Source organism: Chromobacterium sp., assembly GCF_041912965.1.
Taxonomy (GTDB): Bacteria; Pseudomonadota; Gammaproteobacteria; order Burkholderiales; family Chromobacteriaceae; genus Chromobacterium; species Chromobacterium aquaticum.
Genome location: NZ_JAYSGF010000041.1, coordinates 1 through 21549, shown reverse-complemented (window position 1 = coordinate 21549; position 21549 = coordinate 1). Strand labels below are relative to the sequence as shown.

The 21549-nt window shown below is 62.0% G+C and carries 23 protein-coding genes; 13 read left to right on the top strand and 10 right to left on the bottom strand.

The features are described from left to right. Nucleotides 1-63: 63 nt before the first annotated feature. Complete coding sequence (locus ACE3QM_RS18705; protein WP_048411784.1) at nucleotides 64-462, top strand: VOC family protein; 399 nt, start codon at nucleotides 64-66, stop codon at nucleotides 460-462. 348 nt (nucleotides 463-810) lie between these two features. Here the strand turns inward: ACE3QM_RS18705 and udk are convergent, their stop codons facing one another. Both udk and ACE3QM_RS18695 read right to left on the bottom strand, forming a co-directional pair. Next, nucleotides 811-1431 (bottom strand): uridine kinase, encoded by a 621-nt coding sequence (gene udk / locus ACE3QM_RS18700; RefSeq protein WP_048411938.1) that lies wholly within the window; start codon nucleotides 1429-1431, stop codon nucleotides 811-813. Nucleotides 1432-1523: 92 nt separating this feature from the next. Further along, nucleotides 1524-2159 carry a glutathione S-transferase family protein gene (locus ACE3QM_RS18695; RefSeq protein WP_048411939.1) on the bottom strand — a complete coding sequence of 212 codons (636 nt, stop codon included), beginning with the start codon at nucleotides 2157-2159 and terminating at the stop codon, nucleotides 1524-1526. 178 nt (nucleotides 2160-2337) lie between these two features. On the opposite strand from ACE3QM_RS18695, the gene ACE3QM_RS18690 reads away from it, so the two are divergent. Next, entirely contained in the window at nucleotides 2338-3330 is a 993-nt protein-coding gene (locus tag ACE3QM_RS18690; RefSeq protein ID WP_374423979.1) for a hypothetical protein, read from the top strand. Nucleotides 3331-3394: 64 nt separating this feature from the next. On the opposite strand, the gene iscX is transcribed toward ACE3QM_RS18690, so the two are convergent. From iscX to iscR, 8 genes are all read right to left on the bottom strand, one after another. Continuing rightward, a complete protein-coding gene (iscX, locus tag ACE3QM_RS18685; protein WP_048411941.1) occupies nucleotides 3395-3589 on the bottom strand; it encodes a Fe-S cluster assembly protein IscX in 195 nt (64 codons plus the stop codon). 132 nt (nucleotides 3590-3721) lie between these two features. After that, nucleotides 3722-4063 (bottom strand): ISC system 2Fe-2S type ferredoxin, encoded by a 342-nt coding sequence (fdx, locus tag ACE3QM_RS18680; protein ID WP_048411942.1) that lies wholly within the window; start codon nucleotides 4061-4063, stop codon nucleotides 3722-3724. Nucleotides 4064-4072: 9 nt separating this feature from the next. Continuing rightward, on the bottom strand, nucleotides 4073-5935 hold the full coding sequence (hscA, locus tag ACE3QM_RS18675; protein WP_048411943.1) for a Fe-S protein assembly chaperone HscA: 1863 nt from the start codon (nucleotides 5933-5935) through the stop codon (nucleotides 4073-4075). A gap of 95 nt (nucleotides 5936-6030) precedes the next feature. Further along, nucleotides 6031-6564, bottom strand: coding sequence for a Fe-S protein assembly co-chaperone HscB (gene hscB / locus ACE3QM_RS18670; protein WP_048411944.1), 534 nt, complete (start codon nucleotides 6562-6564; stop codon nucleotides 6031-6033). Nucleotides 6565-6632: 68 nt separating this feature from the next. Then, on the bottom strand, nucleotides 6633-6956 hold the full coding sequence (gene iscA, locus ACE3QM_RS18665) for an iron-sulfur cluster assembly protein IscA (RefSeq protein ID WP_048411945.1): 324 nt from the start codon (nucleotides 6954-6956) through the stop codon (nucleotides 6633-6635). A 17-nt stretch (nucleotides 6957-6973) separates the two neighbouring features. Beyond that, nucleotides 6974-7357, bottom strand: coding sequence for a Fe-S cluster assembly scaffold IscU (iscU, locus tag ACE3QM_RS18660; protein ID WP_048411946.1), 384 nt, complete (start codon nucleotides 7355-7357; stop codon nucleotides 6974-6976). Nucleotides 7358-7418: 61 nt separating this feature from the next. After that, nucleotides 7419-8636: an IscS subfamily cysteine desulfurase gene (locus ACE3QM_RS18655; protein ID WP_374423976.1), complete on the bottom strand. Its 1218-nt coding sequence runs from the start codon at nucleotides 8634-8636 to the stop codon at nucleotides 7419-7421. 30 nt (nucleotides 8637-8666) lie between these two features. After that, the gene (iscR, locus tag ACE3QM_RS18650) at nucleotides 8667-9155 is read right to left on the bottom strand and encodes a Fe-S cluster assembly transcriptional regulator IscR (RefSeq protein WP_231463103.1); all 489 of its coding nucleotides are present in this window, start codon (nucleotides 9153-9155) and stop codon (nucleotides 8667-8669) included. A gap of 551 nt (nucleotides 9156-9706) precedes the next feature. On the opposite strand from iscR, the gene ACE3QM_RS18645 reads away from it, so the two are divergent. The 11 genes from ACE3QM_RS18645 (at nucleotide 9707) to ACE3QM_RS18595 (ending at nucleotide 21315) form a co-directional block, all read left to right on the top strand. After that, the gene (locus ACE3QM_RS18645; RefSeq protein ID WP_374423973.1) at nucleotides 9707-10828 is read left to right on the top strand and encodes a beta-ketoacyl-ACP synthase III; all 1122 of its coding nucleotides are present in this window, start codon (nucleotides 9707-9709) and stop codon (nucleotides 10826-10828) included. A 162-nt stretch (nucleotides 10829-10990) separates the two neighbouring features. After that, nucleotides 10991-12589: an ABC transporter substrate-binding protein gene (locus ACE3QM_RS18640; RefSeq protein WP_231463110.1), complete on the top strand. Its 1599-nt coding sequence runs from the start codon at nucleotides 10991-10993 to the stop codon at nucleotides 12587-12589. Between the two features lie 557 nt (nucleotides 12590-13146). Continuing rightward, a complete protein-coding gene (locus tag ACE3QM_RS18635; RefSeq protein WP_374423971.1) occupies nucleotides 13147-14175 on the top strand; it encodes an ABC transporter permease subunit in 1029 nt (342 codons plus the stop codon). A 19-nt stretch (nucleotides 14176-14194) separates the two neighbouring features. After that, nucleotides 14195-15109, top strand: a complete 915-nt coding sequence (locus ACE3QM_RS18630; RefSeq protein WP_048411952.1) for an ABC transporter permease subunit — start codon at nucleotides 14195-14197, stop codon at nucleotides 15107-15109. A 10-nt stretch (nucleotides 15110-15119) separates the two neighbouring features. After that, complete coding sequence (locus tag ACE3QM_RS18625) at nucleotides 15120-16094, top strand: ABC transporter ATP-binding protein (protein ID WP_048411953.1); 975 nt, start codon at nucleotides 15120-15122, stop codon at nucleotides 16092-16094. After that, nucleotides 16091-17062, top strand: a complete 972-nt coding sequence (locus tag ACE3QM_RS18620; RefSeq protein WP_374423969.1) for a peptide ABC transporter ATP-binding protein — start codon at nucleotides 16091-16093, stop codon at nucleotides 17060-17062. The genes ACE3QM_RS18625 and ACE3QM_RS18620 overlap by 4 nt, the downstream gene beginning before the upstream one ends. A gap of 179 nt (nucleotides 17063-17241) precedes the next feature. Then, nucleotides 17242-17766: a pantetheine-phosphate adenylyltransferase gene (coaD, locus tag ACE3QM_RS18615; RefSeq protein WP_048411955.1), complete on the top strand. Its 525-nt coding sequence runs from the start codon at nucleotides 17242-17244 to the stop codon at nucleotides 17764-17766. Between the two features lie 95 nt (nucleotides 17767-17861). After that, nucleotides 17862-18806, top strand: coding sequence for a class I SAM-dependent methyltransferase (locus tag ACE3QM_RS18610; protein ID WP_374423966.1), 945 nt, complete (start codon nucleotides 17862-17864; stop codon nucleotides 18804-18806). A gap of 150 nt (nucleotides 18807-18956) precedes the next feature. Continuing rightward, nucleotides 18957-20159: a sodium/glutamate symporter gene (gltS, locus tag ACE3QM_RS18605; protein ID WP_231463116.1), complete on the top strand. Its 1203-nt coding sequence runs from the start codon at nucleotides 18957-18959 to the stop codon at nucleotides 20157-20159. A gap of 139 nt (nucleotides 20160-20298) precedes the next feature. Beyond that, nucleotides 20299-20661, top strand: a complete 363-nt coding sequence (gene trxA, locus ACE3QM_RS18600) for a thioredoxin (RefSeq protein ID WP_048411958.1) — start codon at nucleotides 20299-20301, stop codon at nucleotides 20659-20661. A gap of 108 nt (nucleotides 20662-20769) precedes the next feature. Next, on the top strand, nucleotides 20770-21315 hold the full coding sequence (locus ACE3QM_RS18595; RefSeq protein WP_374423963.1) for a glutathione peroxidase: 546 nt from the start codon (nucleotides 20770-20772) through the stop codon (nucleotides 21313-21315). Nucleotides 21316-21549: the final 234 nt, after the last annotated feature.

Below are 21549 nucleotides of genomic sequence, written 5' to 3'. Positions count from 1 at the left end.
ACTGGGGCTTGGCTAAGCGGGTCACGGCGTCCTCGGGGACGCCGTTTTTGTTTGGAGCGTGAGATGAAACAGTTTTTGGGTTCGATCGCCCTGGTGGTGACGGATTACGATGAAGCCATCGCCTGGTATGTCGACAAGTTGGGTTTTGTGTTGCTGGAGGACGAACGGCAGGGCGAGGACAAGCGCTGGGTGCGCGTGGCGCCGCCGGGGGCGAGCGAGTGCGCGCTGCTGCTGGCCAAGGCGAGCAATGAGCGGCAGCAGGCGGTGGTGGGCACGCAGACCGGCGGCCGCGTCGGTTTCTTCCTGCATACCGACGATTTCTGGCGCGATTACCGCCGCATGGCGGCGGCGGGCGTGAGCTTTAGTGAGCAGCCGCGCGAGGAAGCATATGGCACCGTGGTGGTGTTCGAGGATTTGTACGGCAATCGCTGGGACTTGCTGCAATTGAAGTCCGGCGTTTAAACGCCGGCAGGGCCCCGTGAATAACAAAGAGCCGCGCATTGCGCGGCTCTTTGTTATTCACGTCGCCAAAAACCGCCGGCTCGTCGTCGGCCGCGGCTTGCGGCTGCGGGGGGTAGGCGTCCGCCTCGTGCCAATTCAGATCCAGCTCCAGATCCAGTTCGGCCAGCATGGCCTGGCGTCCGGCTTGGCGCTGTCCGGAGCGGCTGCGCGCGTGGGCGCCGCCTTTTTTCATGATGGGCGCGCAAGCGTGTGGGTTGCGCGGTTTGATCGTATGCATGGAATGCTCCTGTGCGTGGCGCCCGCTGGAAGAGCGGGCGGAAGACGGCGGCGTGGATGCCGCCGCGTGAATCAATTATGTACCATCAGGCTCGCCACCTTGGTGGTGATGATGTCCACCGCCGGATCGTTGGCGCCGTGCGGCAGGATCACGTCGGCGAAGCGCTTGGTCGGTTCGATGAACTGGTTGTGCATCGGGCGCACCGTGGTCAGGTATTGCTCGATCACGCTGTCGGTGGTGCGGCCGCGCTCGGTGATGTCGCGCTTGAGACGGCGGATGAAGCGCACGTCGGAATCGGTGTCGACGAAGATCTTCAAGGACATCATGTCGCGCAACGCGGCGTCGTACAGCGGGAACAGGCCTTCGATGACGATGACCGGCGCCGGCTGCACAGTGATGGTTTCCTCGGCGCGGGTGTGGTTGGCGAAGTCGTAGACCGGCATTTCGATGGCGCGGCCATTGCGCAGATCATCGATGTGCTCGATCAGCAGCGGCCAGTCGAAAGCCTGCGGGTGGTCGTAGTTGGTCGCCAGGCGCTGTTCGAAGGTCAGATGGCTCTGGTCGCGGTAGTAAAAGTCTTGAATGATCACAGCCGCCATCTCGGAGCCAATGGTTTCCAGAACTTGGTTGGTCACCGTGGTTTTGCCGCTGCCGCTGCCGCCTGCAACGCCGATGATGAACGGGGTGGTCATGAAACTATCCTTCTACGCGTAAAAAATATAAAAAAACGCGCCATTCTAATGAGTTATGGCGCGTCCTTCCACTCTAATTGCGACATTATCCGTTATGAAGCGCGCTGACCTTCCGCCTGAGCGGCGCGATACCACTCCCGCATCGCCGGCAAAGCCAGCAGGCGGTCGACATAAGCCTGCGATTGTTCTGGCAATTTGACGTTGTAAGTGTGGAAGCGGGTGGCGATGGGAGCGAAGAAGGCATCAACGATGCTGAAGCCGCCGAAGATGAATTCGCCGTCTGCCTGGTGACGCGGTAGATGCTCTTCCCACAGCGAGATGATGCGGGCGATGTCGAATTCCACCGCTGGCGTGCTCTGGTAATTGATGTGGCGCAGCGTCAGATTCATCGCCAGGTGTTCGCGTAGCGCGGAGAAGCCGGAATGGATTTCGGCGACGATGGAGCGGGCGACCGCGCGCAGTCCGGCGTCGTCCGGCCATAGCTTGGCGGCGGGAAAGCATTCCGCCAGGTATTCGCAGATCGCCAGCGAATCCCAGACCCGCAGCTTGCGGTCTATCAGCACCGGCACCTTGCCGGCCGGATTGGCGGCCAGGATGCGCGCCTTGGTGTCGGACAGGTAGAGATCGATCTGCTGCTCTTCAAACGGCTCGTCCAGCATTTTCAGCACCAGCCAGGGGCGCAAGGACCAGGATGAGTAGTTTTTATTGCCGATGATGAGGGTGAACATCCAGTGACTCCGTTCGGTTGGGGAGGCTGCCGACGGGCTGTCGCAGCCTGAACCCGATGATACCGCCATCGGCCTGGGTTTTCCTATGCGGATATCAAAGCTTGTGCGCGGCGTCGACTACACTGAGCTGTGGCGGCCGCCGGCGAGGATCGGCGCGGAGGGAAAACGGAGGCGGGCGATGAGGGGCATGGAAATCTGGCTGGGCGCGATGGCTTTCGGGCTGGCTGCCATGGTTGCGGCGCAGCCGCCGACGCAGGCGGAGCGCGCCACCGCGACGCAGGCCACGGCCGAGCGGGCGGAGGCTTGCCGCGCCGCGCGGCCGTTTTACTGGGAAATCGGCGATGGCGGCGGATTACTGGCCAGCGGCGCCGTCGGCGCGGGCGCGCCGGGGCGGCAGACACGGCTGGCGCTCGCTTCCGCCTCCAAGTGGATTTACGCCGCCTATGTCGTGCAGCGGCGCCAGGGCCGCTTGAGCGAGTCCGATATCCGTTTGCTGAGTTTTCGCAGCGCCTATACCGGGCTGCGCGGCTGTGGCACCTGGCAGACAGTGGCCAGCTGCATGAATAGCCGCATCAATGACTATGGGCGGCCGGATGCGGCGGGGGATGGCCGTTTCTTCTACAACGGCGGGCATATGCAGCGGCATGCGCTGGAAATGGGGCTGGGCGAGGATGGCAATGAGGCGCTGGCGGTTGAAGTCCGCAACGGCTTATCGGTGATGGGCGCCGACTGGGGCTTCGGCTATGCGCAGCCGCAGCCGGCAGGCGGCGGCGTGGGCAGCGCCGGCGATTATGCCCGTTTCCTGCAGGCCATCATCGCGGGGCGGCTTGCCATCCATGCCTTGCTGGGCGCGCACGCGGTATGCGCCAATCCACGCGCCTGCCCGCGGCAGGCGCTGCAGAGCCCGATACCGGAAAACGAGGTTTGGCATTATTCGATAGGCCACTGGGTGGAAGACGATCCCGGCAGCGGCGACGGTGCGTTCAGCAGTCCGGGCGCTTTCGGCTTCTATCCATGGATCAGCCGGGATAAAGCCCATTACGGCGTGCTGGCGCGCGAGGCGCACGCCGGCTGGCTGTCCCGTTCGGCGACGGACAAGCCCTATCTGCAATCGGCGGTTTGCGGTCGCGCCTTGCGCCAGGCTTGGAGCAGCGGCCAGGCGGTGCGTTAGGCGAGCAAAAAGCCGCGTCCCGGGGGCGGCGGCTTTCCGTATCAGGCAAATGGTCTTGGCCTGTTTATTCCACTTCGTCGATCCAGGCTTGCTGTATCGCTTCCAGCACGCGTTCGCCGCCGCGGCTGTGATCATCGTCGAAGTCCGGCAGCGTGACCACCCAGTTGTGCAGATCGACGAAGCGCACGGTTTTGGGGTCGATCTCCGGATGGGTTTCCGCCAGTTCGATGGCGATGTCCAGCACGTCGGTCCATTTCATCTTCTTGTCTCCTGAGCGGGGAACCGCTCATAAAATCCAGCGCAGCGGCTGTAGCAAGGCGCGCCGCCGCAGACAGTACATGAGGTACGGCAAGGCGGCGCAACGCGGCTACAGGGATTTTTGGGCGTGTTCCTAGTGGTGTTCGCGGGCGTGGTTGATGGTGTAACGGGGGATTTCTATCACCAAATCCTCTTCCGCGACAATCGCCTGGCAGGACAGCCGGGATTGGGCTTCCAGCCCCCAGGCCTTGTCCAGCAGGTCTTCTTCCAGCTCGTCGGCTTCGTTCAGGGAGTTGCCGCCCTCGCGCACGATGCAATGGCAGGTGGTGCAGGCACAGGACATCTCGCAGGCGTGTTCCAGTTCGATATCGTGGTCCAGCAAGACCTGGCAGATGCTTTGGCCCGCTTCGGCGTTGTCGATGACCGCGCCTTCAGGGCAGAGGTCGGCGTGGGGCAGTACGATGATTCGCGGCATGGCGGATCCTTACAAATCAGAAATATTGTGGCCTTTGAGCGCGCGCCGGATATTGCGATCCATGCGCCGCGAGGCGAATTCTTCGGAGGCGCGGTTTAGGCGGCCGCTGGCTTCATTGACATCGCGCGCGGTCTGGGCCGCGGCGATGGCGGCATCGACCACGGCCAGCGCCTGATCCAGCGTGGCGCGCTCATCGGCGTCCAGCAGATCGCCATCGGCCGCCAGCGCCGCGCGACAGGCCTCGCTGAGGCTGGTGGCGTCGACGATGGCCTCGCGCAGTTTTCGCGCCTCGATGTCTTCATGCACATGGCTCATGGACTCGGTCAGCATGCGGCTGATTTCCTCGTCGCTGAGGCCATAAGAGGGCTTGACCTCGATGCGGGCTTCCACGCCGGAGGTCTGTTCGCGGGCGGACACTTCCAGCAGGCCATCGGCGTCCACCTGGAAGGTGATGCGGATGCGCGCGGCGCCGGCCACCATCGGCGGAATGCCGCGCAAGGTGAACTGGGCCAGTGAGCGGCAATCGCTCACCAGTTCGCGCTCGCCTTGCAGCACGTGGATGGACATCGCGGTCTGGCCGTCCTTGAAGGTGGTGAAATCCTGGGCGCGCGCCACTGGAATGGTGCTATTGCGTGGAATGATCTTCTCGGTCAGTCCGCCCATGGTTTCAATGCCCAGCGACAGCGGAATCACGTCCAGCAGCAGCCATTCCTCATCGCCCTTGTTGCCGGCCAACACATTGGCCTGGATCGCCGCGCCCAGCGCGACGACCTTGTCCGGGTCCAGATTGGTCAGCGGCGGCTGGCCGAAAAAGTCGCCGACGGCTTTTTGCACTTGCGGCATGCGGGTGGCGCCGCCCACCATCACCACGCCCTTGACGTCTTCCGGCGCGACATCGGCGTCGCGCAATGCCTTGCGCACCGGCAGCAGGGTCTTGTCCACCAGATTCTTGCTGATGCGGCGGAAGGTTTCCTGGTCCAGCGTCAGATCCAGCGTCAGCCCGTCGGACAGCAAGGCGGTGATCTGAGTTTCCGCGTGCTCGGTCAGCGCTTCCTTGGCCTCGCGGGCGCGGGTCAGCAGCAAGCGGGTGTCCTGGGCGCCAAGCCCGGAGAGGCCGGCTTGCTCCAGCACCCAGCAGTAGACGCGGTGATCGAAATCGTCGCCGCCCAGCGCGGAGTCGCCGCTGGTAGCCAGTACTTCGAACACGCCGCGGCTGAGCTTGAGAATCGATACGTCGAAGGTGCCGCCGCCCAGGTCGTAGACGATGTAAGTCCCTTCGCTGCCGTTGTCCAGCCCGTAGGCGATGGCGGCGGCGGTGGGTTCGTTCAGCAGGCGCAGCACGTTCAGCCCGGCCAGGCGCGCGGCGTCCTTGGTGGCCTGGCGCTGGGCGTCGTCGAAATAGGCCGGCACCGTGATCACCGCGCCGGTTAGATCGCCGCCCAGGCTGGCTTCGGCGCGCTGTTTCAGTGTGCGCAGAATGTCGGCAGAGATCTCGACCGGGCTCTTGACCCCGCCGCGGGTGACCAACTGCAGCATGCCGGGGGCGTCGACGAAGCGGTAGGGCAGGTTGCCGGCATCGGGCAGGTCGGCCAGGCCGCGACCCATGAAGCGCTTCACCGAGACGATGGTGTTGTGCGGGTCCTTGTTCTGCTCTTTCTGGGCTTCGTAGCCGACGCTGACATGACCTTCGTCGGCATAGCGCACCACCGAGGGCAAGAGGCTGCGGCCGTGCTCGTCCTTGAGCACGGAGGCGGAGCCGCTACGCACCGAGGCCACCAGCGAATTGGTGGTGCCCAGGTCTATCCCGACGGCGAGTCGGTGTTGGTGCGGAGCGGCGGAGAGTCCGGGTTCGGCGATTTGCAGTAAGGCCATATTCAGTTCAAGTCAGTAGGAGGTGAGCCGCTGGCAGCGGCAAGGTCCGGCGCGGCGCCGGCTCACGGGGAGCGGCGCGGGCGGCGGCCGTGGACTCAGCCGAGCAAGCCCTCGATCGCATCGCCGATTTCCTGGTCCAGCTTTTGCAAAAACCGCAATTTTCGCACCAGAAGCGCCGCCGCGTCCAAATCCGAGCGCTGATCCAGCGCTTGCTCGAGCTCGGCCTGATGTTCGCGGCTCTGGGCGCGCAGTTGGCGCGACAGCGTTTCCAGCGTCGCCAGATCGTCGGCATCGCGAGCGGCTTCGATGTTCTCGCGCCACTCCATCTGCGCCATCAGGAAGTCGGTGGGCATCTGGGTATTGGTGTCTTCCTGAGTGTCGACACCGGCGAGGGTCAGCAGATAACGGGCGCGGTTCAGCGGCGACTTCAGCGTTTGGTAGGCTTCATTCACCCGGGTCGCCTGCATCAGCGCGCTGCGCTTGTCGGCGTCGCTGCCGCTGGCGTAGCGGTCGGGATGGACCTGGGCCGCCGCGGTGCGCCAGGCTTGTTCCAGCGCCTGGCTATCGATGGCGAAGCGGCGCGGCAGGTCGAACAGGGAGAAGAAGTCTTGGCTGAAGTCGGTGCTCATAGGGGAAGGCTGGAAAGCTTAGCGTGCAGTGGAGCGGGGCGCGCGTTAGCGCGTCCCGCCCATCGGGATCAGACGTTGAAGCTTTCGCCGCAACCGCATTCGTTCTTGACGTTGGGATTGTTGAACTGAAAACCCTCGTTCAAACCTTCCTTGGCGTAATCCAGCTCGGTGCCGTCGATATAGGCCAGACTCTTGGCATCGGTGAACACGGTGACGCCATGGCTTTCAAAGGTCACGTCGTCATCGCTGGCCGCGTCAACGAACTCCAGCTTGTAGGCCATGCCGGAGCAGCCGGAGGTCTTGACGCCCAAGCGGATGCCCAGGCCCTTGCCGCGTTTGGCGATGAAGGCGCTGACGTGCGCGGCGGCGCGTTCGGAAAGCGTGATAGCCATGATGTGTCCCCGCTGAATTATTTGCCGTGCTTCTGCTTGTAGTCGTTGACCGCGGCCTTGATCGCGTCCTCGGCCAGGATGGAGCAGTGAATCTTCACCGGCGGCAGCGCCAGTTCCTCAGCGATGGCGGTGTTCTTGATGTCCAGCGCTTCGTCCAGCGATTTGCCCTTGACCCACTCGGTCACCAGCGAGGAAGAGGCGATGGCGGAACCGCAGCCATAAGTCTTGAACTTGGCGTCCTGAATCACGCCGTCCTCGCCCACCTTGATTTGCAGCTTCATCACATCGCCACAGGCCGGCGCGCCCACCATGCCGGTGCCCACGCTGTCGTCGCCTTTTTCGAAAGAGCCCACGTTGCGCGGGTTTTCGTAGTGATCCATTACCTTGTCGCTGTATGCCATGATTATCTCCTTCAGTGCCGCGCCGGCAAGGCCGGCTCGGCGCTGGATATTGCCGTCGCCCTTAGTGGGCGGCCCATTGAACCGAATTCAGATCCACGCCGTCCTTGAACATTTCCCACAACGGAGACAGTTCGCGCAGCTTGCCGATCTTTTGGTTTAGCAGATTCACCGCGAAGTCGATTTCTTCCTCGGTGGTGAAGCGGCCCAGCGTGAAGCGGATCGAGCTGTGCGCCATTTCGTCGTTGCGGCCCAGCGCGCGCAGCACGTAGGACGGCTCCAGCGAAGCCGAGGTACAAGCCGAACCGCTGGACACGGCCAGTTCCTTGATCGCCATGATCAGGCTTTCGCCCTCGACGAAGTTGAAGCTGACATTGAGGTTGTGCGGCACGCGTTGGTCGATGTCGCCGTTGATGTAAACCTCTTCCATGTTCTTGATGCCGTTCCACAGGCGGTCGCGCAGCATGCGGATGCGTTCGCGCTCGCTGTCCATCTCTTCGCGGGCGATGCGGAAGGCTTCGCCCATGCCGACGATCTGGTGAGTGGCCAGGGTGCCGGAGCGGAAGCCGCGCTCATGGCCGCCGCCGTGCATCTGCGCTTCCAGGCGCACGCGCGGCTTGCGGCGCACGTACAGGGCGCCGATGCCCTTGGGGCCGTATACCTTGTGGGCGGACAGGCTCAACAGGTCCACTTTCTGCTTTTCCATGTCGATGACCACCTTGCCCGGGGCCTGGGTGGCGTCGACGTGGAAGATCACGCCCTTGGCGCGGCAGATTTCGCCCAATTGCTCGATGTCCTGCACCACGCCGATTTCATTGTTGACGAACATCACCGAGGCGACGATGGTGTCCGGGCGGATCGCGGCCTTGAACTCTTCGATATCCAGCAGGCCGTCGTCCTTCACGCCGAGGTAGGTCACTTCGAAGCCCTGGCGTTCCAGCTCGCGCATGGTGTCCAGCACCGCCTTGTGCTCGGTCTTGACCGTGATCAGGTGCTTGCCCTTGCTCTTGTAGAAATGGGCGGCGCCCTTGATCGCCAGGTTGTCGGATTCGGTGGCGCCGGAGGTCCACACGATTTCCTTGGCATCGGCGTTGATCAGCTTGGCCACTTCAGCGCGCGCGTTCTCCACCGCTTCCTCCGCGTCCCAGCCGAAGCTGTGGCTGCGAGAGGCCGGGTTGCCGAATTGTTCGCACAGATAGGGAATCATCTTGGCGGCAACGCGCGGGTCTACCGGCGTGGTGGCCGAGTAGTCGAGGTAGATAGGAAGCTTGAGCTGGCTCATTTATGTTCTCCACAGAAGAGGGGTCCGCGCCTACAGGGCGCCGGAGGCGGCAGAAGCGTGAAGCACGCTGCATTCGCGCTTATCCTGCAATACAGTGTTTTCTTTGCCGTCCTTGGCTTTTTGCTGCTCCACCAGGCTGGCGAGGCTGACCTTGGACAGGTAGTCAAAAATGGTGACGTTCAGATTGGTCCACAAATCGTGGGTCATGCAGCGCTGATTGCCGCGACAGTTCTCGCGGCCGCCGCACTGGGTGGCGTCCACCGGTTCGTCCACGGCCGTGATGATGTCGGCCACGGAAATATCTATTGTCGTTTTGGCCAGGGTATAGCCGCCGCCGGGGCCGCGTACGCTGTCCACCAGTTCGGCGCGGCGCAGTTTGCCGAATAATTGTTCCAGGTAGGAGAGCGAGATGCCTTGGCGCTCGCTGATGCCGGCCAGCGTGACCGGGCCGCCGCTTTCGCGCAAGGCCAGGTCCAGCATCGCGGTGACGGCAAAGCGGCCTTTAGTGGTTAAACGCATGTCTCTGGTCTCCAAGAGTGGGGTTTTGGAGGGATGAATTCCTGATGCAGACGATTATACCTAATATCCGACTGTTTTAGTCAAGTATTATTGACGCTGGTCAAGGCGGGCACCGCGGAGGCGCCGTCGCGCAAAGCCGATCATTTTACTCGGTTTTTGCTGATTGGGGTACTGGCTTGCGCTGCGGGAGCCGCTGCATATGGCCTTCTGGGACGGCGGCCGGACGCGCTCCATGGCGGCGAATCCGCCGCAACGGCGCTGGTGGCGGGGTTTGCGCTTTTATTACTTTCAGATGAAGGGCTTGGTGTAGAATCCGGCGACGGAATGGTTTGCCTATGGGCAGACCGCGACAGGGCGCGTTTTGCGGCCGCGGCAGCGCGGCCGGCGCAGCTGGAGTCGCCACATAATTATTACACTTAAGATTAAGCCGCTAACAAAGTCTCACCGCGCTCCTGTGACAAGGGGCGCCGACGCGAACAGTCGGCGCAACGCGGGATCCGAGATTTGCTTGGCGGTTCTTACCCGGCTTACGGGGGCTAAAAGGACAATTCATGCACAAGGTCGTCATCAGCGGAACCGGCTTGTTCACGCCGCCGCACGCGGTCAGCAATCAGGAACTGGTCGCAACGTTCAACGCGTTCGTGCAGGCTCACAATCAGCAGCACGCGGCACGCATCGCCGCCGGTGAAATGGAAGCGCTGGCCGAATCCAGCGCCGAGTTCATCGAAAAGGCTTCCGGCATCAAGCAACGCTTTCTGATGGATAAGTCCGGAGTATTGGACCCGGCCAGAATGGCGCCGCATCTGCCGGAGCGCGGCAACGACGAGTTGTCGATTCAGGCGGAAATGGCGGTGGCCGCAGCGCGCCAGGCGCTGGAGCGGGCCGGCCGCAGCGCCGCCGACATCGATATGGTCATCGTCGCCTGCTCCAATATGCAGCGGCCGTATCCGGCGGTGTCGATCGAGGTGCAGCAGGCGCTGGGCATCGATGGCTACGCCTTCGACATGAATGTGGCCTGCTCGTCGGCCACCTTCGGCATTCAGACCGCGGTCAACGCCATCGCCAGCGGCCAGGCGCGCGCGGTGCTGATGGTGAACCCGGAAATCTGTTCCGCCCACCTGAATTTCCGCGACCGCGACAGCCACTTCATTTTTGGCGACGCCTGCACCGCGGTGGTGCTGGAGCGGGCCGATGCGGCCAGTTCGGCGCAGCGTTACGAGGTGTTGGGCAGCAAGCTGGCCACGGTGTTCTCCAATAACATCCGCAATAATTTCGGGTTTCTCAATCGTTGCGACGAGAGCGGCATCGGCCAAGCGGACAAGCTGTTCGTGCAGCAGGGCCGCAAGGTATTCAAGGAAGTGTGTCCGATGGTGGGCGAGCATATCGCCGCGCACCTGGACGGCCTGGGCATCGCGCCGGCCGAGGTGGCGCGTTTCTGGCTGCACCAGGCCAATCTGGCGATGAACCAGCTGATCGCCCGGCGCGTGCTCGGCCGCGAGGCCGGCGATGTCGAGGCGCCGGTGATCCTGGACCGCTATGCCAACACCAGTTCCGCCGGTTCGATCATCGCATTCCATCTGCATTCTGACGACCTGCGCAGCGGCGATGTCGGTGTCATCTCTTCTTTCGGCGCGGGCTATTCGGTGGGCAGTGTTGTGCTGAGGAAAATCTGATAAGTCGGTAAAAATAGTCCTAGCGCGAAGGGCGCTTGGCAGAAAAAAGCAGAGGACGCTTGTCAAAAGCGTCCTCTCTGCATAATGTATCCCCCCATGGCGGGCATTGAACCCACCGATAAAGCAAGACCTACGAGTCTGTACAAGGGAAAGGAAATAATTATGAAAACTGTCAAGAAAGCGCTGTTGGCAGCCGGCCTGATCGCGGGGGCCGCGATGTCGGCCCAGGCCGCCGGCACTCTGGTGTACTGCTCGGAAGGCAGCCCGGCCGGTTTCGATCCGGGTCAATACACTACCGGCACCGACTTCGACGCGTCCGCCGAAACCGTATTCAACCGCCTGGTGCAATTCCAGCGCGGCGGCACCAAGGTTGTGCCGGCGCTGGCCGAGAAATGGGACGTGGCCGCCGATGGCCTGAGCTACACCTTCCATCTGCGCAAGGGCGTGAAGTTCCAGACTACCGACTATTTCAAGCCCAGCCGCGAGTTCAACGCCGATGATGTGGTGTTTACCTTCAGCCGCATGATCGACAAGAACCATCCGTTCCGCAAAGCCTACCCGACCGAATTCCCGTATTTCACCGACATGGGCCTGGACACCAATATCGTCAAGGTCGAGAAGGTGGATGCCAATACCGTCAAGTTCACGCTGAAGAGCCTGGACGCGGCCTTCCTGCAAAACCTGGCGATGAGCTTCGCCTCGGTGCAGTCCGCCGAGTACGCCGACAAGCTGCTCAAGGCCGGCAAGCCGCAGCTGATCAATCAGCAGCCGGTGGGCACCGGCCCGTTCATCTTCAAGCGCTACCAGAAAGACGCGCAGATCCGCTTCGCCGCCAACAAGGATTACTGGAACAAGGCGGATGGCGCGAAAGTGGACAATCTGGTGTTCGCCATCACCACCGACGCCTCGGTGCGTTATCAAAAACTGAAGGCCGGCGAGTGTCAGATCACCGTCAATCCGCGGCCGACCGATATCGCGGCGATGAAGGCCGATTCCAAGCTGGCGGTGGTTGCCCAGCCGGGCTTCAACCTGGGCTACCTGGCCTACAACGTCAAGCACAAGCCGCTGGAAAAGCTGGAAGTGCGCCAGGCGCTGGATATGGCGATCAACAAGAAAGCCATCATCGACGCGGTGTACCAAGGCGCCGGCCAGCCGGCCACCAACCCGATGCCGCCGACCCAGTGGTCGTATAACAAGAGCCTGAAGGACGTGCCCTACGATGCCGCCAAGGCCAAGGCCTTGCTGGCCAAGGCCGGTTATCCCAACGGCTTCGAGCTGAGCCTGTGGGCGATGCCGGTGCAGCGTCCGTACAACCCCAACGCCAAGCTGATGGCGGAAATGGTGCAGGCGGACTGGGCCAAGATCGGCGTCAAGGCCAAGATCACCTCCTACGAATGGGGCGAGTACATCAAGCGCGCCAAGGCTGGCGAGCATGATTCCATGCTGATCGGCTGGACTGGCGACAACGGCGACCCGGACAACTGGCTGGGCGTGCTGTTCGGTTGCGACGCGATGAACGGCAACAACTTCTCCAAGTGGTGCTACAAGCCGTTTGAGGACCTGATCCAGAAAGGCAAGCGCACCTCCAATGTGGCGGAGCGCACCAAGCTGTACATGAAGGCTCAGGAAATCGTCAAACAGCAAGTGCCGATGACCACGATCGCCCACTCCACCGTGAATCAGCCGATGCTGAAATCGGTGCAAGGCTTCAAGGTCAGCCCGTTTGGCCTGAATTCCTTCTACGGTGTCAGCGTCAAGTAAGCCGCCCCCTCATGCAAGCAGCGACATCGGGGGCTTAGCCCCCGATGTTTTGACTAAGTTCGGCGAATGGAACTCCTGATGCGGGCCTGTCCCGCCTGCCGCGTCGCGGCCGGCGCCGGCGCGTCTTGCCTCAGCGCAGAAACTGGGTTCTATTAGCCATTACAAGCCTTGGGTTTCCAGCCGCACGCAGAGGCGGCGGGCCCGATGGCGGCGGAACGTCTACAGGGTGGTCTTCAGAGGGTAGTCAGTCACAGCGTGGAGAGGCTGTGCGTCCGGCTTGACCTGGGTCAAGCTCATCTGCGGCGACGAGTGCTATCTTGCACTTGCCGTGGCGGTGGCGCAGCTGATGTGGGTGGGTGGTTCAGTTGCATGCCATCGCTTCGGCGCTCTTCCTGCTGTTTTCCTTGCTTCTTCTCCGTTTATCCCCGGTAACGTCTCCCAAAACGCAATAGGGTCGTCGCGCGCCGTTGCATCGTCATGGTGTCGTCAGCCCTGGGTCTCAAAGTTGAGTATTGCGCCCAGTCGCCCATTGGGGCCGGCGCAAGGGAGAAGTTCTCATGTTTTCCTTTATTCTGCGAAGGCTGGGCCTGTTGGTGCCCACTTTCTTCGGCATCACGCTGCTGACTTTCGGCCTGATCCGCATGATCCCGGGGGATCCGGTCGAGGTGATGGTGGGCGAGCGCGCGCTCGACCCGCAAATGCACGCCGAGGCCTTGCACCGCCTCGGCCTGGACAAGCCGCTGTATGCCCAGTACCTCGATTACGTGGTCAATCTGCTGCACGGCGACCTGGGCGAATCGCTGGTTACCAAGACCGGGGTCTGGACCGAGTTCAAGACCCTGTTCCCGGCCACGCTGGAACTGGCCATCGCCGCGCTGATCTTCGCCACCGTGCTGGGCCTGCTGGCCGGCGTCGTCGCCGCGATCAAGCGCGGTTCGCTGTTCGATCACGGCGTGATGGGCATCTCGCTCACCGGTTTTTCCATGCCCATCTTCTGGTGGGGCCTGATCCTGATCATGTTCTTCTCGGTCAAGCTGGGCTGGACCCCGGTGTCCGGCCGCGTTGACCTGAGTTTTGACATCCATCCGCAAACCGGCTTCATGCTGATTGATTCCTGGCTGGCGGAAGCCGCCGATCCGGAAGCCAATGCCGGCGCGTTCAAGAACGCGCTGATGCACTTGATTCTGCCCGCCATCGTGCTGGGCACCATCCCGCTGGCGGTGATCGCGCGGATGACGCGCTCGTCGATGCTGGAAGTGCTGCGCGAGGACTATGTGCGCACCGCGCGCGCCAAGGGCCTGTCGCCGGCGCGGGTGATCTTCATCCATACCCTGCGCAACGCCTTGATCCCGGTGCTGACCGTGATCGGCCTGCAAGTGGGCACGCTGATGGGCGGCGCGGTCTTGACCGAAACCATCTTCTCCTGGCCGGGCATAGGCAAATGGCTGATCGACGCCATCAGCCGCCGCGATTATCCGGTGGTGCAGAACGGCATCCTGATGGTGGCCACGATGGTGATCGTCACCAACTTCGTCGTCGACATCCTGTACGGCATCGCCAATCCGCGCATCCGTCACGCCAAGTAACAGCCAGTAGGTGGATCTTATGACTCAGAATACGCAAGCCAACGCCGGCCAGGATCTGGCGCTGGCCTACCCCTCGCCGCTGAAGGAGTTCTGGCAGGGCTTTTCCCACAACAAGGGCGCGGTGGCCGGCCTGATCTTCATGCTGATCGTCACCACCTGTGCGCTGCTGGCGCCGCTGGTGGCGCCCTATAGCCCGATCGAGCAATACCGCGACCATCTGCTGACGCCGCCGGCCTGGGTGGATGGCGGCTCTATGCAATTCCTGTTCGGTACCGACGAATTGGGCCGCGACATCCTGTCGCGACTGATCCACGGCGCGCGGCTATCGCTGTTCATCGGCCTGTGCTCGGTGGTGATGGCCTTGCTGCCGGGCGTGGTGCTCGGCCTGTTGGCCGCTTTCTTTCCCAAGGCGCTGGGCAGCGCGATCATGCGCTTGATGGACATCATGATGGCCTTGCCCTCCTTGCTGCTGGCGGTGGCCATCATGGCCATTCTCGGGCCGGGTCTGATGAACGCGATGATAGCCATCGCCACCGTGGCCTTGCCCGCCTATGTGCGCTTGACCCGCGCATCGGCGATGACCGAGTTGAACCGCGACTATGTGACCGCCTCGCGCGTGGCCGGCGCCGGCCTGCCGCGGCTGATGTTCGTCACCGTGCTGCCCAACTGCATGGCGCCGCTGATCGTGCACGCGACCATGAGTTTCTCCTCGGCCATCCTGGAAATCGCCGCGCTGGGCTTCCTCGGCCTGGGCGTGCAGCCGCCGACCCCGGAATGGGGCACCATGCTGGCCTCGGCCCGCGATTACATAGAAAGCGCCTGGTGGGTGGTGACGCTGCCCGGCCTGACCATTCTGCTGTCGGTGCTCGCCATCAATCTGATGGGCGACGGCCTGCGCGACGCGCTGGACCCGAAACTGAAGCGCGCCGCTTGAGGGGATAGACATGAGTTTGCTGCAAATCAAGAACCTCTCGGTGGAGTTCGGTTCGGAAAAGAATCCCTTCCGCGCGGTGGAAGGGCTGGACCTGACGGTGGACCAGGGCGAGATCGTCGGCATCGTCGGCGAATCCGGCTCCGGCAAGTCGGTCACCATGATGGCGATGATGGGGCTGCTGGAAGGCCAGGGCCGCATCGTGGCCGATGAATTGAGCTTCGACGGCAAGAACCTGCTGACCATTTCCGCGCGTGAGCGCCGCAAGATCGTCGGCAAGGACATCGCGATGATCTTCCAGGACCCGATGACCTCGCTGAATCCCAGCTATACCGTCGGCTACCAGATCATGGAAGTGCTGAAACTGCATCAGGGCCTGCGCGGCGCGGCGCTGAAGCGGCGCGCGCTGGAACTGATGGAACTGGTGGAGATTCCGGCGCCGGCCTCGCGGTTGGACGCCTATCCGCACCAGTTGTCCGGCGGCATGAGCCAGCGCGTGGTGATCGCGATGGCCATCGCCTGTAATCCCAAGCTCTTGATCGCGGACGAGCCGACCACGGCCCTGGACGTGACCATCCAGGCCCAGATCATGGAACTGCTGGTGTCCTTGCAAAAGAGCCAGAACATGGCGCTGATCATGATCACTCACGATCTGGCGGTGGTGGCTGAGGTGGCGCACCGGCTGGCGGTGATGTACGCCGGCCAGGTGGCGGAGATGGGCGCGGTGCCCGGCGTGTTCAATCATCCGGCCCATCCATATACCGAGGCGCTGCTGTCGTCGATTCCGGAGCACAGCAAAGGCGCGCATCGCCTCAACACCTTGCCCGGCATCGTGCCGGGACAGTACGACCGCCCCAGCGGCTGCCTGTTGTCGCCGCGTTGTCCCTATGTCAAGGACAACTGCCGGACCCAGCGTCCGGGTTTGACCCCCGTGGAAGGCGGCGTTGTGCGCTGCCACTACCCATTGCCGGATCAGGAGGCGAAATGAGCAGCGTACTGCAAGCGCGGGATCTGACCCGCTATTACGATGTGTCGCAGGGATTTTTCAAGCCCTCGGCGCAAGTCAAGGCGCTCAACGGCGTCTCCTTCGAGCTGCAGGCCGGCAAGACGCTGGCGGTGGTGGGCGAATCCGGCTGTGGCAAGAGCACGCTGGCGCGGCAACTGACGCTGATCGAAGCACCGACTTCCGGCTCGCTGTTGCTGGACGGTCAGGATGCGGCGACCGCCAGCAGCGCAGAACTCAAGGCGATGCGCACCAAGGTGCAGATGGTGTTCCAGAACCCCTACGCCTCGCTGAACCCGCGTCAGAAGATAGGCAGCCAGCTGGCCGAGCCCCTGCAGATCAATACCGCCTTGAGCGCCAGGGAGCGCGAGGAGAAAGTGCGCGGCATGATGCAGCGCGTCGGTCTGCGGCCGGAGCACTACTTCCGTTATCCGCACATGTTTTCCGGCGGCCAGCGCCAGCGCATCGCCATCGCCCGCGCGATGATGCTGAATCCCAGAATCGTGGTGGCCGATGAGCCGACCTCGGCGCTGGACGTGTCGATCCAGGCCCAGGTGCTCAATCTGTTCATGGATCTGCAGGACGAGTTCAAGACCGCCTATGTGTTCATTTCCCACAATCTGTCGGTGGTTGAACATGTGGCCGACGATCTGATGGTGATGTATCTGGGGCGCGCGGTGGAGGTGGGAGAAAAGAACCGCGTTTACGAGCGGCCGCTGCATCCGTATACCCAGGCGCTGCTGTCGGCGACGCCGTCCATCCATCCGGAACAGCGCCGCATCAAGATCAAGATCGAGGGCGAATTGCCCAGTCCGCTGAAGCCGCCTAGCGGCTGCGCCTTCCACAAGCGCTGCCCGCATGCGCAGGAACGCTGCAGGCAGGAGGTGCCGGAGTTGCGCGAGCTGGATCAGCGCATGATTGCCTGCCACCGGGCGGAAGAAATCAACGTCTGAGCCTATTGTGGCCCAGCCAGCGGAGTCGCGTTAGCGGCTCCGCTTTTTTTTGGCGCGGCATTGTCGATAATCAGAGGAATGGACAGATTCTGCCGTGGATAGTCGCGACAGAGGCAAAACATTTTGCGCAACGCACAAAAATTGCTTTACCCACCCCCAACGACCACGATACATTCGCCATGGCACACACAGTCAAAGGAAAACGAGAATTGAAGCGAGCCGTGTATGCGGGCAGCTTTGACCCGGTGACCAATGGTCATCTCTGGATGATTCGCGAAGCGGTGGAACTGTTTGACGAATTGATCGTGGCGGTCGGAGTGAACCCGGAAAAACACTGTACCTTCAGCGTCGAGGAAAGGGTGGGCTTGCTGCGTTCGGTTACCGGCGGTTTCAGCAAGCTGCGCGTGGATGTGTTCGAGAACCAGTTTCTGGTCAACTATGCGCAGAGCATAGGCGCCAACTACATCATCCGCGGCATCCGCACCGCCAGCGACTATGAGTACGAGCGCACCATGCGCTATATCAACTCCGACCTGCACCCGGACATCACCACCATCTTCCTGCTGCCGCCGCGTGAATACGCCGAGGTGTCGTCGACGATGGTCAAGGGCCTGGTGGGACCGCGCGGCTGGGAAAGCGTGATTCGCCAGTACCTGCCGGAGCCGGTTTACCGCAAGCTGATCGAGATGTATTCGTCCGAATAGCCGCGGCTGTAATAGAATCGGATATCCGTCAGCGCGCCGCCAGCAGTCAGCGGCGCGTTTGTTTTTTGTCATGCCACCGTTGAAATCGAGGACCCATGCTGGACGTCAGCCCATTCGCCAATCGCCTGGCCAAGAATTACAAGCACCACGCCAAATGGGCGCGCCGCCAGGGCTTGGATGCCTGGCGCGTTTACGACAAGGATGTGCCGCAGTTCCCGTTCGCGGTGGACCTGTACGGCGAGCGCGTTCATCTGCAGGAATACGATACCGGCTGGGAGATGGAAGACGATGCCTACCGCGACTGGATCAACGCGGTGGTGGACAGCCTGTGCGCTGTGACCGGCGTGGCGCCGGAAGCGGTGACGCTGAAGAACCGCCGTCGCCAGAAGGGCGTCAGCCAGTATGAGAAAGTGGGGCAGTTGGGCGACGACTTCATCATCGATGAATTCGGCCAGCGCTTCATCGTCAATCTGGACGCCTACCTGGACACTGGTCTGTTCCTAGACCACCGCAACACCCGCAAACGGGTGCGGGAAGAGGCCGCCGGCAAGCGCTTTCTCAATCTGTTCGCCTATACCGGCAGCTTCACCGTCTATGCCGCCTGCGGCGGCGCGGCCAGTTCGGAGACGGTGGATATGTCCAATACCTATCAGGATTGGTCGCGCCGCAACTTCGAACTCAACGGCCTGGACCTCGCCCGGCATCAACTGGTGCGCGCCGATGTGTTCCAGTACCTGGAAGACGCGGTGGATGGCGGCAAGCAGTTCGACCTGATCGTGATGGACCCGCCCACCTTTTCCAACTCCAAGAAGATGCGCGACATCCTGGATGTGCAGCGCGACCACGTCTGGCTGATCGATTACGCGATGGCGCTGCTGGCGCCGGGCGGCACCTTGTATTTTTCCAATAATCTGCGCAGCTTCAAGCTGGACGAGAGGTTGGCTGAAGACTACGTCATCCGCGACATCAGCGCGCAATCGGTGCCGGAAGACTTCCGCAACCGCTCCATTCACCAGTGTTGGCAGATTCAGCGCAGCTAGCGTTCCGAATCCTATATATAAGGCTTCGATTAATTAGAAGCCGAACTTTATCACCGGGTTTCCTATCGTATTGCAGGGCGCGACAAGATTTCGACGCATGCTAGTCTGAATCAAGCGCGTGCCTTCGCTCATCAATAATATGGAGACCCGATGATCCAACTCGATTTCTACGGCACCCTGGTGGCCGCGTCGCTGGTATTGCTGCTCGGGCGCAAACTGGTGGCGCATGTCGCTCTACTGCGCACCTATAATATCCCCGAGCCGGTGGTCGGCGGCCTGCTGATCGCCGCCTTGCTGCTGCTGTTCCGTCAATTCACCGGCAGCGAAGTCCGCTTCGATTCCTCGCTGCAAACTCCGTTGATGCTGGCCTTCTTCGCCTCCATCGGCCTTAACGCCAATCTGAAAAGCCTGCGTCAGGGCGGCAAGACCGTCGGCGTCTTCCTGGCGGTGGTGGTCGGCTTGCTGCTGGTGCAGAACACCCTGGGCATCGCCTTGGCCAGCCTGCTGGGCCTGGACCCGTTGATGGGCTTGCTGGCCGGCTCCATCACCTTGTCCGGCGGTCACGGCACTGGCGCCGCCTGGGGCGGCACCTTTACTTCCAAATACGGACTGGCCTCGGCGTCGGAACTGGCGCTGGCCTGCGCCACCTTCGGCCTGGTGCTGGGCGGCTTGATCGGCGGCCCGGTGGCGCGCTTCCTGGTCAAGAAAGTGAAGACGCCGGGCGCCGAGCACAACGCCGACGATCCGCCGCTGGCTTTCGAGCAGCCGGACGCACAGCGGCTGATCACGCCGCACTCCTTCATCGAAACCCTGGCGTTGATCGCCGTCTGCCTGCTGGGCGGCACTTTCATCGGCGGCCTGCTCAAGGGCACGCCGCTGGAACTGCCCACCTTCGTCTGCGTGTTGTTCGTTGGCGTGCTGATCAGCAATGGGCTGGCGGCACTGGGTTGGTACCAGATCTTCGAGCGTGAAGTGTCGGTGCTCGGCAATGTCAGCCTGTCGCTGTTCCTGGCGCTGGCGCTAATGTCGCTGCGTTTGTGGGATCTGGCGGCGTTGGCGCTGCCCATCTTTGTGTTGTTGCTGGCGCAGACCGTGGCGATGGCGATGTACGCGATCTTCATTACCTTCCGGGTGATGGGGCGTAATTACGATGCTGCGGTATTGGCCGCTGGCCATTGTGGTTTCGGTCTCGGAGCCACGCCCACGGCCATCGCCAATATGCAGGCGGTGACCGAGCGCTTTGGTCCCTCGCATCTGGCCTTCCTGGTGGTGCCGATGGTCGGAGCCTTCTTCATCGACATCGTCAACGCCATCGTGATCAAGCTATATCTGGCCCTGCCTTTTATTGGCTGAGCTTGCGGAGCAAGGCCGTCGCTATTGCTTGGATTGATAAATTCAACTGGGCGACAGTCTTGCAATGCCGCCGCGGCGTACCTATCTTTGCTGCAACAGTCCGCCGCTGGCGGGCGCTCTGAACAGCGAAAGACATCTTATGGCTTACATCAACCTCAATGCCGACAACTTCAACGCCAATATGAAAGAGGAAGGCCTGGTCATCCTCGATTTCTGGGCGCCGTGGTGCGGCCCGTGCAAAATGTTTGGCCCTACCTTTGAAGCCGCATCGGAAAAACACGCCGACATCGTGTTCGGCAAGATCAATACCGAAGACGAGCGCGACCTGGCTGCGCACTTCAATATCCGTTCCATCCCGACACTGATCGCGATCAAGGACGGCATCATGGTGTTCAACCAGGCCGGCGCGATGATGGCGGCGCAATTCGAGCAGTTGATCCAGGGGCTGCGCGAGCTCGACATGGACAAGGTACGGGCCGATATCGCCAGCCAGCAGGAATGACAGCAGCCGCCAGTCGGCGGAAGCGGCGACAATAGATAAGGCAATGCTCCAGGCATTGCCTTATTATCTTATGTGGCCATCAAGCATGGCGAAGCCGAGGAGGGCGAGATGAAAAAATTAGGCATACTCTTGATGTTTTGCGGCCAGGCGGCCATGGCGGCGTGTCCAGCCCTGCTGAACTACACCGTGCCGGGCCTGATGGGGGGCGAGATCAAGCTGTGCGAATATGCCGATCGCCCGCTGCTGGTCGTCAATACCGCCAGCCACTGCGGCTTCACCCCGCAGTTCAAGCAACTGCAAGCGCTGTACCAGAACTATGGCGCGCGCGGCCTGATGGTGGTGGGTTTTCCCAGCAATGACTTTTTCCAGGAATTGGACAGCAACAGCGAGATCGGCGCCTACTGTGAAGCCAATTACGGCGTGACCTTCCCAATGGCGAGCAAGGGGCATGTGCGCGGCAAGGACGCGCAGCCCTTCTTCAAGGCGCTGATCCAGGCCACTGACGACGCGCCGACCTGGAACTTCCACAAATACCTGATCCTGCCCGGCGCCAGCAAGGTTATCAGCATAGGAACGCGCACCAAGCCGGACGATCCCGAGGTGGTCAAGGCCTTCCTTCCCTTCCTGAAGCCGGAAGAGGGCGTGAAAAACTGAGGAAACACGTATTTCAGGCACGGGCCGGAGTCGCTCCCCGGCCCGTTTTGCTAGGTGTTTCGCGGGTGTGATGGGGCTTCATTAAATACCCCTTGTGGATATCCGCTGACGTATCAATGGTTTGGGGTGTGTGGCCTGCTTTTGTTACGGTTTTTATCGCGAAAGGTGTTGACGGGTGAGGGGGCGTGACGTATAGTTCGCCTCCTCAGCAGACAACGCAGCGACGGAAACGAA

Coding starts and splice junctions, on each gene's coding strand:
- ACE3QM_RS18705 (WP_048411784.1), top strand. CDS start 64: ATGAAACAGTTTTTGGGTTCGATCGCCCTGGTGGTGACGGATTACGAT.
- udk (WP_048411938.1), bottom strand. CDS start 1,431: ATGACCACCCCGTTCATCATCGGCGTTGCAGGCGGCAGCGGCAGCGGC.
- ACE3QM_RS18695 (WP_048411939.1), bottom strand. CDS start 2,159: ATGTTCACCCTCATCATCGGCAATAAAAACTACTCATCCTGGTCCTTG.
- ACE3QM_RS18690 (WP_374423979.1), top strand. CDS start 2,338: ATGAGGGGCATGGAAATCTGGCTGGGCGCGATGGCTTTCGGGCTGGCT.
- iscX (WP_048411941.1), bottom strand. CDS start 3,589: ATGAAATGGACCGACGTGCTGGACATCGCCATCGAACTGGCGGAAACC.
- fdx (WP_048411942.1), bottom strand. CDS start 4,063: ATGCCGCGAATCATCGTACTGCCCCACGCCGACCTCTGCCCTGAAGGC.
- hscA (WP_048411943.1), bottom strand. CDS start 5,935: ATGGCCTTACTGCAAATCGCCGAACCCGGACTCTCCGCCGCTCCGCAC.
- hscB (WP_048411944.1), bottom strand. CDS start 6,564: ATGAGCACCGACTTCAGCCAAGACTTCTTCTCCCTGTTCGACCTGCCG.
- iscA (WP_048411945.1), bottom strand. CDS start 6,956: ATGGCTATCACGCTTTCCGAACGCGCCGCCGCGCACGTCAGCGCCTTC.
- iscU (WP_048411946.1), bottom strand. CDS start 7,357: ATGGCATACAGCGACAAGGTAATGGATCACTACGAAAACCCGCGCAAC.
- ACE3QM_RS18655 (WP_374423976.1), bottom strand. CDS start 8,636: ATGAGCCAGCTCAAGCTTCCTATCTACCTCGACTACTCGGCCACCACG.
- iscR (WP_231463103.1), bottom strand. CDS start 9,155: ATGCGTTTAACCACTAAAGGCCGCTTTGCCGTCACCGCGATGCTGGAC.
- ACE3QM_RS18645 (WP_374423973.1), top strand. CDS start 9,707: ATGCACAAGGTCGTCATCAGCGGAACCGGCTTGTTCACGCCGCCGCAC.
- ACE3QM_RS18640 (WP_231463110.1), top strand. CDS start 10,991: ATGAAAACTGTCAAGAAAGCGCTGTTGGCAGCCGGCCTGATCGCGGGG.
- ACE3QM_RS18635 (WP_374423971.1), top strand. CDS start 13,147: ATGTTTTCCTTTATTCTGCGAAGGCTGGGCCTGTTGGTGCCCACTTTC.
- ACE3QM_RS18630 (WP_048411952.1), top strand. CDS start 14,195: ATGACTCAGAATACGCAAGCCAACGCCGGCCAGGATCTGGCGCTGGCC.
- ACE3QM_RS18625 (WP_048411953.1), top strand. CDS start 15,120: ATGAGTTTGCTGCAAATCAAGAACCTCTCGGTGGAGTTCGGTTCGGAA.
- ACE3QM_RS18620 (WP_374423969.1), top strand. CDS start 16,091: ATGAGCAGCGTACTGCAAGCGCGGGATCTGACCCGCTATTACGATGTG.
- coaD (WP_048411955.1), top strand. CDS start 17,242: ATGGCACACACAGTCAAAGGAAAACGAGAATTGAAGCGAGCCGTGTAT.
- ACE3QM_RS18610 (WP_374423966.1), top strand. CDS start 17,862: ATGCTGGACGTCAGCCCATTCGCCAATCGCCTGGCCAAGAATTACAAG.
- gltS (WP_231463116.1), top strand. CDS start 18,957: ATGATCCAACTCGATTTCTACGGCACCCTGGTGGCCGCGTCGCTGGTA.
- trxA (WP_048411958.1), top strand. CDS start 20,299: ATGGCTTACATCAACCTCAATGCCGACAACTTCAACGCCAATATGAAA.
- ACE3QM_RS18595 (WP_374423963.1), top strand. CDS start 20,770: ATGAAAAAATTAGGCATACTCTTGATGTTTTGCGGCCAGGCGGCCATG.